Origin of the sequence: Pseudoclavibacter endophyticus (genome assembly GCF_008831085.1) — a bacterium.
GTDB lineage: Bacteria > Actinomycetota > Actinomycetes > Actinomycetales > Microbacteriaceae > Pseudoclavibacter > Pseudoclavibacter endophyticus.
On sequence record NZ_WBJY01000001.1, the window covers coordinates 371,978 to 385,461 of the forward strand.

Consider the following 13,484-nt stretch of genomic DNA (forward strand, 5'->3'; position numbering starts at 1 on the left):
CGTGGTTCGCTGGTGGTCGGCGGCGCCGGATGCCGCGCATGGGCTGGATGCTGCGCACCCGGTACGAGGAACGTGGCCGCGAGCGATGGGAGGGTGACGGATGGCAGAGCGCATGCCGCTGGACGAAGACGCGCCGATCTTCGCGATCGCGATGGCCGCCGAGCTCTCGGGCCTCCACCCGCAGACGCTGCGGCAGTACGACCGGATCGGCCTCGTGTCGCCCAAGCGGACAGCCGGGCGCGTGCGGCGCTACTCCCTTCGCGACGTGGGCCAGCTCCGCGAGGTCGCCGAGCTGTCGCAGCAGGGCGTCTCCCTCGAGGGCATCAGCCGCATCCTGGCCCTGCAGCGCGAGAATGACGACTTGCAGCGGCGAGTGCGCGCCCTCGAGAGTGAACTCGCCAACGAGCGGCTCGCGCGGCGCGGCGGCCGAGTCTTCGCCGCCGGGGCCGAGGGCGACGTCGTATCGCTCATGCACGGCCGGCGGGCAGAGCGCCGCACGGGCGTCGTGCTCTATCGTCCGGTGCTGCCGATCGCCGACGACCGCGACGAGTAGTCGTCGGCCGGCTCACGGGCCCCGCCCGTCGCCCCTTGGCTCAGGGAACGGCCTCGCGGCAGGCCGCGAGCACGCCGTGCATCGCGTCGTGCTCGGACTGCGTGACCCACAGGCCGTATGTGGCCTTGACGGCGATCTGCCGGGAAACGTACGTGCAGTGGTAGTCCTCGTCGGGCGGGAGCCACTGCGACGCATCCGACGCCTGCTTGTCGTCGTTCGCCCAGCCCGCCGTCGGCTGAAGGTTGAGCGGGTCATTGGCGAACGCGACGCGCTCTTCGTACGCCAGGTCTTGCGCGCCCGTTCGCCAGGCGTTGTAGAGCGCCACGACGTGGTCGATCTGCACGTGCTCGCTCGTTCGCGGGCCCCGTTCGAATGCGATCGTCTCGCCCGTGTAGGGGTCGTCCAACACGCCGGAGGCGACGCGGCACCCGTCGGCGAGCAACTCCGCGTGGGCGAGCGCCTGCTGCAGCGCGTCATTGCGAGCGTCGCAGCCGTTGCCATCGGGATCACCCCAGCCGTCACCGAACGACCCGACGCGATCGAAGCGGCCGTCCCATTCCGTGCGCGGCGCGATCGCGATGCCGTCGAGTACGTCGGCAGCCGCCTCGGCGAGGCCCACCGGGTCGGCGTCGCCGCCGGCCGCCGCGACCTGCTCGACGAGTTCGGCCGGCGTTGCGGCGGGCGCGTCGGCGAGCGGAGCGGCCGAACAGCCGGCGAGCAGGGCGACGGCCGCGCAGATCGCCGCGACCGTCGACATGGCGGTGGATGCTCGCGCGCCGCCCACGCGCTGCTCACGTCGTGACATGGGCGTGCGCCCTCCCGCTGGACGTCGACCGATTAGTGTGGCCCCGTACCACCTGGCCATCCCTCATCGATTGTGGCACGACGAAGGGCAGCGAATGAGCGACGGAATGCCGGGCCGAGTCGAGACCTCGCGTGCGACTGCGGCCGTCGAACGGCCGGTCGCGCTCGTGACCGGCGCGACGCGGGGCATCGGGCGGGCCATCGCGATCGACCTCGCGCGCACGCACCGCGTCATCGTCGGCGGCCGCGACCCCGAGACGGTCGGCGCGCTCGTCACCGAGCTCGGCGACGCAGCGCCGTTCGCCGTCGACCTCGCCGACGAAGCGCACGTCGCCGCGGCCGTTGCAGGCCTGGCGGACGGGGCGGGCGCCGACGGCATCGACGTGCTCGTGCACTCCGCGGGCGTCATCGGCCCCATCGCCCCTGTCGCGGCGAGCGACCGCGCCGAGTTCCGCCGCATCCTCGAGCTCAACGTCGTCGCCGTCGCCGACCTGACGGCGCGGCTGCTGCCCGCCCTGCGGGCGCGGCGTGGGCTCGTCGTCGCGATCAACAGCGGTGCCGGCCACAACGCCGGCCCTCGCTCGAGCGTGTACGCCGCGTCGAAGTTCGCGCTGCGAGCGGTCACCGACTCCCTCCGCGCGGAGGAGGCGCCGAACGGCGTTCGCGTCACCTCGATTCATCCCGGCCGCGTCGGCACCGACATGCAGCGCGAGCTGCGCGCCGCCGAGGGCGGCGAGCATGAGCACGAGCGCTACCTCGAGCCCGACTCGGTCGCGGCGACGGTGCGCGTCGCCGTCGACCTTCCGCCGTCCGCATCGGTCCATTCGCTCTCGGTTCGTCCGTTCGGATGAACGGGGTCGCGTCTCGGGGGTGACGCACGGCCGGCATCCCGGTGCGACGCTGGAACTCTCGCACCGCATCGAAGGACGTCCATGCACCCCCGAACCAGCGCCACGGCCAGGCCGAACACGCGCGCGCGAGCGCTGCGCGCATCCGCGGCACTCGCCGCCGCCACCGCACTCGTCGCCGGTCCCGTGCTGCCGGCGATGGCGGCCGATGAGCTCGAGCCGGTGCCGCCCCCGCTGACCACACCGGCGCAGGACGGCACGTGGTATTTCGATCACTTCGGCATCGGCGGGCTGCACGAGGAGGGTGTCACGGGCGAGGGCGTCAAGGTCGCGGTCATCGACTCGCCCATCAACCCGGACGCCCCGGACCTCCGCGACGCCAACCTCGAGCTCATGACCTCGGGAATCTGCGCGAACGGCTACGACGGCGTCTCCACCGAGGACGAGGCGAGCCACGGCACCGCCATGACGTCGGTCATCGTCGGCACCGACGCGGGCGCGGACGGGGAGCGGGGGGTGCCGGGGGTTGCCCCCGGAGCGACGGTGCTGCATTACGGCCTGCTCATGAGCCCGAGCAGCACGGGCTGTGACGCAACGCTCGCCGACGCCGTCCGCGACGGCATCGAGCACGGGGCGAAGATCTTCTCGATGTCGTTCGGTTGGCCCGACCACGACGATCTCGTCGAGGCCGCGCGTATCGCGCACGAGGGCGGCGCGATCGTCGACATCGCGGTCGCCAACGAATCGCTCGACGCGCTCGACCCCGAAAGCGACATCAACGGCGTCGTCACGGTCGAGAACATCGACCCCGAGGGCAACTCCGATGGCCGCGAAGTCATCAGCTCTGATCTCGCGGTGGTCGCGCCCGGCGCCGGCATCCGCTCGCCAGATCGCGGTGAGGACGGCGACTGGGAGGGCTACCGGCTGTCAGTCGGGACCTCGCCGGCTACCGCGTGGGTGAGCGGCGTGCTTGCGCTCGCGTGGGCGAAGTGGCCGGAGGCGACGAACAGCCAGCTCATCCAATCGCTCATTCGCAACACCTCGAACGGCTGGGAAGAACTGGCCCGGACCGACCAGGAGGGCTTCGGGCTCGTCTCGCCGCAGAACCTCGCGATCGTCGACCCCACGCAGTATCCCGATGAGAATCCGCTGCTGCGCGATGACCCCAACGCCGAGCCCCTCTGGAGCGATCTGATGGGCGAGACCGCCCCGACCGAGTGGGAGTTCACCGACGCCGGGGTCGGGCCAGGCACCTCGATTCCCACGGCCGTGCCCACGAAGCAGCCGACCATGTGGATCACGAGCGAGCCGGGCAAGGGCATTGTCGGCGGCGGGCTCGGCCTCGTCGCGCTCGGGTCAGCGGCGGCCGCGCTCGTGCTGCTGCGACGCGGCCGGCGCGGCACGCGCGTTGCCGGGCCGCTCGCGCCCTTCGGCCCGCCGACCGCCGCCGCGGGGCCACCGTTCGCGGGCGCAGGCGCAGGCGGTTTCGGCCCCGGCGTGCTCGGTGGCGGATTCGGCTGGGGCGCGCCTGCCGGGCCGAACGTCCCCGCATCCGCCGGCATGGCGCCCGCGCCGGGCCCTGCGCCCGGCACCCCGGCGCTTCCATATGGCCCGCCGGTTCCCGCGACGAGGCCCGCCTACGGGCCTCCCACGGTGCCGCGGGCACCGGCCTACGGGGCAGCCCCGCAGCCGCAGCGATCCGCCCACACCGGCCAGGTCTCCGCCTGGACACCCGCGCCTGACGGCGGACCACCGCAGTCGCGGCCCGTCGCGTACGGGGGAGCCGGGGGCGCGATGCCGCAGCAGTCGGCCCCGCCACCGCAGGCCCCGCCGCCGCAGTGGGGCGCGCCGGCGCAGTGGGGCGCGCCGGCGCAGTGGGGCGCGCCGGCGCAGCCGACCCCGCCGCCGCAGTGGGGCGTGCCCCAGCGTCCACCCGCCGGCGGTCCGGGCCCGAACCCGTGGGGCGGTCCCGGTCGCTAGCCTGCCGTGCGCGGCAGGCCGGCGCGTGCGCAGTCCGTCGTTCACGCGAGACGTGGATGCTCGAACTCGGAAGGATGTGCATCATGACACTGCGGAGCGGGTTGCTCGCCCTCAGCGCCGCTCTCTGCGCGGTCATCATGGGCATCGCGGCGCCCGGTGCCTCCGGGGCGAGCGCGAGCGCCGTCGCCGACACCGACACCGACGCGAGCGGCGCATCCGCCTCGTACGGGGTCGCGCACGCGGTACCGCGCGCGGACGGGTCAACGGCGCGCGAAGGCACGTGGTACTTCGACGACTTCGGCATCGACGACCTGCACGGTGATGGCGTCACCGGCGAGGGCGTGACGGTCGCGCTCTTCGACTCGCCCATCAACGACGCGGTGCCCGACCTCGCCGACGCGAACCTCGAACTGCGCACGAGCGAGATCTGCGACAACGGCTTCGATGGGCGCTCGACCGGTGAGGACGCCGGGCACGCGACGTCGATGGCATCGGTGATCGCGGGCAGCGGCGCCGGCGTCGACGGCCTGCAGGGGGCCAAGGGACTCGCCCCGGACGCCAGGGTCCTGCACTACGCGGTCATCTACGCGGGTGACCACGACTGCCGGCCGAGCCTTGCGGACGCCGCGCGCGATGCCGTCGACCAGGGGGCGCAGATCTTCTCGATGTCGATCGGGTGGCCGAACCTCGACGAGATCGTCGACGCCGTTCGCGTCGCGCATGAGGCGGGTGTTGTCGTCAACATCGCGGTGCAGAACGAGGACGGCGACGACCTCGACGTGATCAGCGGCGCGAACGGCGTCATCGCGATCGAGAACGTCGACATCGACGGCCAGTCCGACGGCATGGAGGTCATCAGCGACCGGCTCACCGTCGTGGCTCCCGGCGTCGACATCCGCTCGATCGACTGGAACGGTGGCTCGTGGGACGACTACCGGCTCGCGGTCGGTACCTCACCGGCAACGGCCTGGGTGAGCGGCGCGATGGCCCTCGGCTGGTCGAGATGGCCGGAGGCGACGGGCAACCAGCTCATCCAGTCGGTGATCCGCAACACCTCGAACGAGTGGGACGAGCTCACGCGAACCGATCTCGAGGGATTCGGGCTCGTCTCGCCGCATAATCTGGTGGCGGTCGACCCGACGGCCTACCCGGATGAGAACCCGTTGCTGCGCGGGGATGCCGACGCGTACCCGAGCTGGGGCGAGGTGCGGGGCGACGCCGAGCCCATCGACTGGGGCTTCGTCACCGCCGACATCCCGCGCGGCTCGTCGACGCCGGTCGCGTACCCGACCGTCGACCCGCCCGGCTTCTTCCAGACCGGAGCGGGCGTCGGATGGGGCGTCGTCGGCGTCATCGTCATCGCCGGTGCGATCGCGATCCTCATTGCCCTGGTTGCGCGGCGGCGCCGGCCCCAGCCGGCGCTCCAACCGGCCTGGAGTGCCGGGTTCGGGGCGCCTGCATACGGCGGGGCGCCTGCATACGGCGGGGCGCCCGGATACGGCGGGGCCCCGGGGCACGGGGCGCCTGCATACGGCGGGGCGCCCGGATACGGCGGGGCCCCGGGGCACGGGGCGCCTGCATACGGCGGGGCGCCTGGATACGGTGGGCCCCCGGGGCACGGGGCGCCTGCATACGGTGGGGCACCCGGGTACGGCCGGGCCCCGGGGGACGGCGGGGCGCCCGGGTGGCCGGCGCACCTGCCACCCGGAACCGCGCCCGCCCGCCCGGCGACCGCCTTCCCGGAACGGGCCATGCAGCCGCCGCCAGTCGGCTTCGGCTACGGCGCGGGTGGGCCGGGGGCGCAGCCGGGCTGGCAGGCGCAGACACCGGTCTCGCGCCGCGTGCAACAGGCCGGGCTGGGCATGACGCCGCCGCCGACCGACCGCGGTGCCCCTCCCGCGAGCATGCACTCATCGTGGCAGGCACCGCCGCCTGACCGCCCGAACGGCGTCTCGACCACATCCCAGCCGCTGCAAGGATGGCAACCGCCGGGCGAGCCACCTCAGAAGGACCGGCCCCAGGGGCCCGCCCCCGGCCCCTTCATGTGGGGCGGGCCGACACAGCGATGAGCCGCAGTCGTGACATGGCGGTTACCCGGCAGCGCACCCGCGGGTGAGAGAATTGAGCATGGCCGCGCCCGCATCCTTCACCGATTTCACCGACGCCGACTGCCTGGCTCGCCTGAGCGGCAAGAGCTTCGGGCGCCTCGCATTCCACGTGTCGGGCCTCATCGAGATCTTCCCCGTCAACTACCGGCTGGTGGGGCGCCGCATCCTCTTCCGCACGGCGCCAGGCACGAAGCTCGCCGGCACCATCATCGCGAGCGACGTCGCGTTTCAGGTCGACAGCATCGATGAGGAGACCGCCTGGAGCGTGATCGCGCACGGGCGCGCCCGTCTGCTCGAGACTGCCGACGAGATCGAACAGGCCTCGCAGCTGCCGTTGCGCCCGTGGGTGCAGACGCCGACGCAGGAGTTCGTCGAGATCCTCATCGCGAGAGCGAAAGGCCGCGAGTACCGGCTCGGCCCAGATCCGCTCCCGGAACACGAAGCCCGGTCATGAGCTCGTCGCGGCCCCCGGAAGCGGCGTGGTCGACCGCGCAGCGTGATGCGTTCACCCTGGATCCGGTCGATCTCATCGCGCTCGACGAGGCCGCTGACGCGCGTGCACGACAGGCTGAGCTGGTCGCGGCCGGCGCCGATGGACCTGGCCGCCCCCCGCGCACCCGGCTCGTCGTGATCGGCGACCGCACCGGCCACCTCTCGTTCGCGGCGGCCGATCGCTTCCGTCTGCACGAGGTGCGGGTCTTCACCGACGGTGTCGACGCGGAGCGCCGTATGGACGAGCTCGCGGCCGCCCGCGCGGCCGACACGACGCAGCCGCGCGTCGCGGTGCGGCGGTTCGGCCTTGAGCCGGCGCTCGTGCAGGGCGCGACGCTCATCGTCGGCCGGCTTCCCAAGTACCACGCGGAACTCGAGGCACTCACCGCGCTCGCGGCGAGCCACGCCGACGAGCGCGTGCGTGTCGTCTTGGGCGGGCGCGTGAAGCACATGTCACGCGGGCTCAACGAGGTGCTCGCGATGGGGTTCGCCGAGGTGCGCGCGAGTCTCGGCCGCCAAAAGTCGCGCGCGCTGCACGCCGCGGCGCCGCGGCGCGACCACGTCATCGAGCCGTTTCCGCGGTGGAGCCGCATCGACGAACTCGGCCTCGAGGTCGCCGCGCACGGCGGGACGTTCGCCGGCGGGTCGCTCGACATCGGCACGCGCGCCCTCCTCGACGTGCTCGAGCACGCGCTCCAGATGTCGGGACTCGGCGACGACCACGTGGGCATCGGCGTCGACCTCGGCTGCGGGACCGGCCTGCTGGCGGTCGCGCTCGCCCGAGCGCGACCCCGGATGCGGGTGATCGCCACCGACCGGTCGTGGGCGGCATGCGCATCCGCCCGCGCAACGCTGGAGCGAGTGGGGCTGGATGCTCGGGTGACGGTCATGCGAGACGACGCCGCCTCGAGCATCGAAGCCGCGTCGACCGACCTCGTCCTGTTGAATCCCCCATTCCACGAGGGCACCGAGCTCGACGACACGGCGGCCGAGCCGCTCTTCGCGGCGGCCGCACGCATCCTGAAGCCCGGCGGGAGCCTGGTGACGGTCTTCAATGCGCATCTGCCCCACCGCACGGCCCTGCGCCGCATCGTCGGGCCGACCGAGCAGCTTTCGCGCACGCGGAAGTTCGTGGTGACGCGAAGCGTCGTGGCCGACCGGGCTGCGAGCTCCCGGCCGCGCGGCCGGGCGCGGGCCTGAACGCCCCGGCGGGCCGTCGTGCTGCGCGAAACGGCACCGCGGCGTACCACTGCGGGTAGGGTGACGCGCACGGCGGCCGGGGCGGTCGCCGGCTTGGGAGGATGCTATGACCGACCTCATGTCGCTCGTCAGCGACTGGGTGCCGCAGCAGCGCTGGTATGTGGGGGAGCACGCGGGAAGCCCCGGGGATGACAGCACGGGCGCCGGGCGGCGTGCGCCGTCGTTCGAACTGCTCGGCAGCTATTCGCTCGGCGACCCCGAGCGCGACCCCGATGTGCGGTTCATCACCGTCGCGATGCTGCGGGACACGTCGACGCGTGCCGGCTCGGCGACGGGCGGCGGCGAAGGCGTCGGCGCGGGATCCGTCTATCAAGTTCCGCTCGTCATCCGGAACGTCGACAGCTCATTCGACGCTCGTGGCTACCTCGGCACCTACGACACCGGGTCGGGGCGCGCGGCCGTCATCGACGGCGTGCACGACACGGCGTTCGCCCGCGCCCTCCTTGCGCTCATCGAGGGCGAGCAGACGGCGCGGGGGCCGGGCGGTTCGGCCGACGGGCTCGCGGTCGGCCTGCCCATGCCGGGGTCGCGGGCAGGCCGAGTGCGCGCGTCGCGGGCGCTGCAGGGGGAGCAGTCGAACTCATCGATCGTGCTCCAGATGCGCGAGCGGGAGAGCGACGCCGAGGCGGCGCCGCTCATCGTCAAGGTCTTCCGCACGCTGCACAACGGCGAGAACCCGGATGTGACACTGCAGTCGGCGCTCGCCGCGGCAGGCAGCCTCCGCGTGCCGCCCGCCCTGGGCCACGTCGCCGGCGAATGGCCCGACCCGTCCCAACCGGGGGGCCGCGCGCGGGGCCACCTCGCGTTCGCGCAGGAGTTCTTCGCCGGCGTCGAAGATGCCTGGCGGGTCGCCAGGCGAGCCGCCGAATCGGGCGACGACTTCACGGCCCCCGCGTACTCGCTCGGCGAGGCGACCGCCGAGACGCACGAGGTGCTGCGCACGCACCTGCCGGAAGCGGCCGCAACACCGGCCGAGGTCGAGCGCGCGATCGGCGAGATGCGCGCGAGGCTCCGGCGGGCGCTCGAGCTCGTGCCGGCGCTGCGCGAGCAACGGGTCGCGGTCGAGCGGGCCTATGAACGCGCGGCCGACGCACCCTGGCCGAACCTCCAGCGCATCCACGGCGATTACCACCTGGGTCAAGTGCTCGCGGTCCCCGAGCGCGGCTGGGTGCTGCTCGACTTCGAGGGCGAGCCCCTGCGACCCCTCGCCGAGCGCAATGCCCTCGACCTGCCGGCCCGCGATGTCGCCGGCATGCTTCGCAGCTTCGACTACGTGGCCGGCGCGCTCTCGCTCGCCGCCGGACACGATGTCGTCGGCGACTGGGCGCAGCGTGCGCGTGAGGCGTTCCTCCTCGGGTACGCCAGCCGAGGGGGCGGCGACGCGGGTGCGGGAATCGACGCCCGCATCCTCGCCGCCTACGAACTCGACAAGGCGGTGTACGAGGCGATCTACGAGGCGAGTCATCGGCCCGACTGGCTCCCGATCCCGGTCGCGGCCGTTGGGCGTCTCCTCGGCGAATGAGCGTCGGGGCTCCGAACTAGACTGCACTCAGGCGTGGCACCGGTGCGCGGGCCCGCTTGGCGAAGGGGCGGGTCATGTCGCAGACCGAACACCACGAGCACGAGCCGGTCGAGGCCGCAGAAGCTCGGCGCGGAGGCGCGCGCCGGGCCGACGGCACGCCGTTCAGGGTCGGCCTCGTCGACGACCACGAGATCGTCGCCGTCGCCGTGCGAGCCTGCCTCGACGACATGTCCGAGGCCGATTTCGTGGGTGCGGCCGGCACGGTCGATGAACTGCTCTCGGTCTTCGACGACCTCGATCTCGTCGTGCTCGACCTGCGTCTTGCCGACGGCTCGTCGCCGGTCGCGAACGTCGAGCGCCTGCGCGCGGCCGGGCTGCGCGTCCTGGCCTTCACCTCGGGCGAGAACCCCTACCTCGTCCGAGCCGCCGCCAGGACTGACATCGCCGGGGTGATCCGGAAGTCGGAGCCGGTGGGGGTGCTGCAAGACGCGATTCGCCGCGCCGCCAACGACGACCCCGTCGTGTCGCCGGACTGGGCCGCCGCGCTCGACGCCGACCCGTCGCTGCGCGATGCCGGGCTCAGCCAGCAGGAACAGCGCGTGCTCGCGCTCTTCGCATCGGGCGTCAAGGCGCAGACCGTCGCATCGAACCTCGCCATCTCGGTCGGCACCGTCGACGACTACGTGCGGCGAATCCGCGCGAAGTACGCGCGCGCCCACCGGCCGGCCCACACCAAGGTCGACCTCTACAAGCGTGCCCTCGAAGACGGCTTCCTGCCGCTGCCCGACACGGCGGGCGCCTCGGGCGATTAGCCGCGACGTGGTCGAGGCGTCGGGCGCCAGCGGCGGACTGGAGGGCGGGGGCGCGACCACCGCCCGCATCCTGCGCGTCATGGCGATCGCGATCGGCGCCTCGAGTGTGCTCTTTCCGGCGATGCTGTTGGCGACGATCACGCACCAGTGGGACGTGGCCGCCGTGTGGTGGAACGTGCTCGCGCTCGGCACCTCACTCGCGACCGGACTCGCGTGCGTGCTGGCGGCCATCGACGGCGCGCCGCGCCGCATTCGCGTGGTCGCGGGCGCGGTCGCCGTCGCGTATTTCGCCGTCGCCACCCTGCGCATCCCCGGGCAAGTGGCCGCCCTCGAGGTGTGGGATGCTCCGTGGTTCTCGAACGTCGTCGCCGTGGGGGTCGCGGCGGCCGGTCTCGCGTTCCGGCCGGCGATCGGCATCATCTCGCTGCTCGCTTTCGGCGTCGTCGCCGGGGTCGCCCGTTGGTACGGCGGCGACGAGCACAGCGTCGCGCTCGGGCTGCAGAACGGTGCCCAGACGGTCGCCTTCTGTTCGATCTTCCTCGTCATGGCACTTTCGCTGCTTCGAGCCGGGCGCTCGGCCGACGGCGCGCTCGCCGAGGCGCGCGAGGAAGCTGCCGCGGAAGCGTCGAGGCGGGCACGACGCGACGTGGTCGAGCGCATGGATGCCCTCATCCACGACCGTGTGCTCGCGACGCTGCTGCTCGCCGGACGGGCCACGAGACCAGCGGAGCGGGACGCGGCGAGGCGCAGTGCCGTCGGCGCGCTGGCGGCCCTCGAACGGCAGCGCGCTGACGACGAGCGCGGGCTGACGCCGACCGAGTTCGTGTGGACCGCGCAGGGGCTCGTGCGCGACCTCGACCCCGAAGTGCAGTTCGGCTATGAACTCGGCGGCGACGGCGGCGGCGACGGCGGCGACGGCATTGCCGGTCCTCGCGACGAGGCGGGGGCCGAAGGGGCGGGCCGAGAGATACCCGGCGACGTCGCCGAGGCGCTGACGTCGGCCATGCTCGAAGCGCTTCGGAACTCGTTCCGGCACGCGGATCGCGGCGACGCGTCGACGACCAGGGCCGTTCATGTCGCCGCCTCGCCCGACGGCCTGGTCGTCACCGTGCTCGACGACGGAGTCGGTTTCGATACCTCGAGGGTCGACCCGCAGCGGCTCGGGATCGCCGGGAGCATTCGGGGGCGGATGCGCGCCATCGGCGGGCGCGCACAGGTCGTGTCGGTCATCGGGCAGGGCACACGCGTCGCGCTCTCGTGGCGGCGCGAGCAGGCGGTGGCCCCGGAGGCGGGAGCCGAGCAGTACGCCGAGCGCCCGTGGCGCTTGCGCCGCCGCGTGTCGCCGCTGGACCTCGACTTCTGGATCGGCCCGTCACCAGGCGAGGAGGCGGCCGCCGCGACGGATGTCGAGCGCGCGAGCGCGGCCGGTGCCCCTCGCGGCGAGTCCGAACGTTCAGCGCCCGCGCCGTCGCCCGCGCCGGCGTCAGGCGACCAGGCCGCGCGTGAGGCGAATCTGCGGCGGTGGCTGGCGCGCCGCATCCAGCGCGAACCCCTGCTCGTGTTCGCCGTGCTGCAGGTGTCCTCCAACGTCGTGCTCGCCACGTCGAGCGAGCCCGGGCTCGCGGCGACCTGGCCGTGCATCGCCGCGCTCGCGCTCTACGCGGTCGCGGCCGGGCTCGCGGTGCTGCCGGGGTCGACTCCGCTGCCGCTCCCGTTCAGCGTCGCCGTGGTGGCGCTGACGACGGTCGTGGCGGCGCTGATGGGCACGATCATCCCGCAGGACGCCGGCTACTTCGCCTGGCATTTCGGGGCGAACACCCTGCTGCTGCTTGGGCTCGGGCTGCGCGGGCGCATCGCGTTCGCCTGGATCGGAATGGTGGCGATGGTGGTTGTCGCCGGGGCGGTCATGGCACTGCGTGACACCTCGCTCGCTGCCCTGCCGGGACTGTTCGATCGCAACGTCGCGGTCGTGCTGGTGGGTACGGTCGCGGCGTTCGCGCTCAAGCGAACGATCAATCGCACGTTGGCGATCGAGCGGGCGCGCGACGCCGGCGCCGTCCGGCGCGCCGGGCTGGCCGCCGCGAGCGACGAGCGTGATCGCATCCTGCGGCGCTTCGAGGCCTCAGCGCTGCCGGTGCTGCGCGAGATCGCGGCCGACGGGGTGGATGCCGCGGCCGGTGGGGCGGATGACGGCGAGGTGATCGGTGCCGCCACGGCCGACGCCGAGGCGAGGGTCGAGACGAGCGCGGAGGCCGACGACGCGCGGCGGCGCCGGTGGCTCGCGACCGAGGCCGTGCTGCGCGACCGGATCCGCGCTCGCGCGCTCGACGTCGAGCCCCTGCGCGGCGCCGTGCGGCGGGCACGCGAGCGCGGGCTCCGTGTCGTTGTGCTCGACGACGCGGGCGACGCGACCGTGCCGGCCGAGCACCTCGCGCGCGCCATCGCGTGGGCCGCCTCCCGACTCGACCGCGAGCCCGGGCCGGAAGCCACGGTGCGGCTGCGAGCGAGCGGCGGGGGGCTCACGCTGACGATCGCCGGTGCCGATGTCGAGGAATTCGCGCTGACCGGCGGCGCCGAGGTCGCGTCGTGAGCGTGCGCAGGCCGCACGGCGGCTACCGGCGCCGTGCGTGATCTCGTTGTTCGAGAGCGCGTCGCAGCGCGGCCACGTAGCGCATGGCCATGCACTGCTGCGCGAGCCGGCTCAGGCCGCCCGCCGCTCGAAGCAGACGGCTCTCCGTGACGGAGCGCGAGGTGACGAGAAGGAACAGCCGGTCGCCGCGGACGCTCAGCGTGAACGTCTGCGTGCCTCGCTCCGCATGACCCGGCAGCGTCTCATAGGTCATAGATGTTCGGCCGGGCTCGTCGGTGAGGTTGGTCACCACATCGACGCCGCCGAGGCCGAGCCGTGCAGGCCCCAACGAGAGCTCGACCCGTCGCCCGACGGCGGCCGGGCCGCTCGTGCGGACGCGAAGGCCGGCGCCACGATGCGCCCGCCAGTCGAGGAGGGCGGCGCGGGCCGCGGGCAGGTCGCGCGCGAACCCGATATCGGCGCCGTAGGCGAGCTCGACCGCCCGCGATGTCGTTGACCGTGCGTGCATCGTCGCC

The 13,484-nt window shown here is 73.4% G+C and carries 11 protein-coding genes; 9 read left to right on the top strand and 2 right to left on the bottom strand.

What is annotated here, in order from left to right; all coding sequences use genetic code 11:
- Positions 1 to 100: 100 nt before the first annotated feature.
- Positions 101 to 553 (top strand): heat shock protein transcriptional repressor HspR, encoded by a 453-nt coding sequence (locus F8O04_RS01610; RefSeq protein ID WP_158027565.1) that lies wholly within the window; start codon positions 101 to 103, stop codon positions 551 to 553.
- A gap of 40 nt (positions 554 to 593) precedes the next feature.
- On the opposite strand, the gene F8O04_RS01615 is transcribed toward F8O04_RS01610, so the two are convergent.
- Positions 594 to 1,358, bottom strand: a complete 765-nt coding sequence (locus tag F8O04_RS01615; RefSeq protein ID WP_225734808.1) for an HNH endonuclease family protein — start codon at positions 1,356 to 1,358, stop codon at positions 594 to 596.
- 94 nt (positions 1,359 to 1,452) lie between these two features.
- Here F8O04_RS01615 and F8O04_RS01620 point away from each other — a divergent pair, with 94 nt between their 5' ends.
- The 8 genes from F8O04_RS01620 (at position 1,453) to F8O04_RS01655 (ending at position 12,969) form a co-directional block, all read left to right on the top strand.
- A complete protein-coding gene (locus F8O04_RS01620; RefSeq protein WP_225734809.1) occupies positions 1,453 to 2,208 on the top strand; it encodes an SDR family oxidoreductase in 756 nt (251 codons plus the stop codon).
- Between the two features lie 81 nt (positions 2,209 to 2,289).
- Positions 2,290 to 4,185 carry a S8 family peptidase gene (locus F8O04_RS01625; RefSeq protein ID WP_158027566.1) on the top strand — a complete coding sequence of 632 codons (1,896 nt, stop codon included), beginning with the start codon at positions 2,290 to 2,292 and terminating at the stop codon, positions 4,183 to 4,185.
- 83 nt (positions 4,186 to 4,268) lie between these two features.
- Positions 4,269 to 6,254: a S8 family peptidase gene (locus tag F8O04_RS01630; RefSeq protein WP_188726338.1), complete on the top strand. Its 1,986-nt coding sequence runs from the start codon at positions 4,269 to 4,271 to the stop codon at positions 6,252 to 6,254.
- A gap of 58 nt (positions 6,255 to 6,312) precedes the next feature.
- The gene (locus tag F8O04_RS01635) at positions 6,313 to 6,747 is read left to right on the top strand and encodes a pyridoxamine 5'-phosphate oxidase family protein (RefSeq protein WP_158027568.1); all 435 of its coding nucleotides are present in this window, start codon (positions 6,313 to 6,315) and stop codon (positions 6,745 to 6,747) included.
- On the top strand, positions 6,744 to 7,985 hold the full coding sequence (locus F8O04_RS01640) for a class I SAM-dependent methyltransferase (protein ID WP_158027569.1): 1,242 nt from the start codon (positions 6,744 to 6,746) through the stop codon (positions 7,983 to 7,985). Before F8O04_RS01635 ends, F8O04_RS01640 begins: the two co-directional genes overlap by 4 nt.
- Before the next feature lie 106 nt (positions 7,986 to 8,091).
- Complete coding sequence (locus F8O04_RS01645; RefSeq protein ID WP_158027570.1) at positions 8,092 to 9,567, top strand: maltokinase N-terminal cap-like domain-containing protein; 1,476 nt, start codon at positions 8,092 to 8,094, stop codon at positions 9,565 to 9,567.
- A gap of 74 nt (positions 9,568 to 9,641) precedes the next feature.
- A complete protein-coding gene (locus F8O04_RS01650; RefSeq protein WP_158027571.1) occupies positions 9,642 to 10,379 on the top strand; it encodes a response regulator transcription factor in 738 nt (245 codons plus the stop codon).
- A 7-nt stretch (positions 10,380 to 10,386) separates the two neighbouring features.
- Positions 10,387 to 12,969, top strand: a complete 2,583-nt coding sequence (locus F8O04_RS01655; RefSeq protein WP_158027572.1) for a sensor histidine kinase — start codon at positions 10,387 to 10,389, stop codon at positions 12,967 to 12,969.
- A 22-nt stretch (positions 12,970 to 12,991) separates the two neighbouring features.
- Here F8O04_RS01655 and F8O04_RS14715 read toward each other — a convergent pair whose 3' ends face one another.
- A complete protein-coding gene (locus F8O04_RS14715) occupies positions 12,992 to 13,477 on the bottom strand; it encodes a DUF1990 family protein (RefSeq protein ID WP_188726337.1) in 486 nt (161 codons plus the stop codon).
- Between the last annotated feature and the right edge of the window lie 7 nt (positions 13,478 to 13,484).

Bases quoted from the DNA above. Each gene is read 5' to 3' on its own strand.
- F8O04_RS01610 (WP_158027565.1), top strand. From the start codon at position 101: ATGGCAGAGCGCATGCCGCTGGACGAAGACGCGCCGATCTTCGCGATC.
- F8O04_RS01615 (WP_225734808.1), bottom strand. From the start codon at position 1,358: ATGTCACGACGTGAGCAGCGCGTGGGCGGCGCGCGAGCATCCACCGCC.
- F8O04_RS01620 (WP_225734809.1), top strand. From the start codon at position 1,453: ATGAGCGACGGAATGCCGGGCCGAGTCGAGACCTCGCGTGCGACTGCG.
- F8O04_RS01625 (WP_158027566.1), top strand. From the start codon at position 2,290: ATGCACCCCCGAACCAGCGCCACGGCCAGGCCGAACACGCGCGCGCGA.
- F8O04_RS01630 (WP_188726338.1), top strand. From the start codon at position 4,269: ATGACACTGCGGAGCGGGTTGCTCGCCCTCAGCGCCGCTCTCTGCGCG.
- F8O04_RS01635 (WP_158027568.1), top strand. From the start codon at position 6,313: ATGGCCGCGCCCGCATCCTTCACCGATTTCACCGACGCCGACTGCCTG.
- F8O04_RS01640 (WP_158027569.1), top strand. From the start codon at position 6,744: ATGAGCTCGTCGCGGCCCCCGGAAGCGGCGTGGTCGACCGCGCAGCGT.
- F8O04_RS01645 (WP_158027570.1), top strand. From the start codon at position 8,092: ATGACCGACCTCATGTCGCTCGTCAGCGACTGGGTGCCGCAGCAGCGC.
- F8O04_RS01650 (WP_158027571.1), top strand. From the start codon at position 9,642: ATGTCGCAGACCGAACACCACGAGCACGAGCCGGTCGAGGCCGCAGAA.
- F8O04_RS14715 (WP_188726337.1), bottom strand. From the start codon at position 13,477: ATGCACGCACGGTCAACGACATCGCGGGCGGTCGAGCTCGCCTACGGC.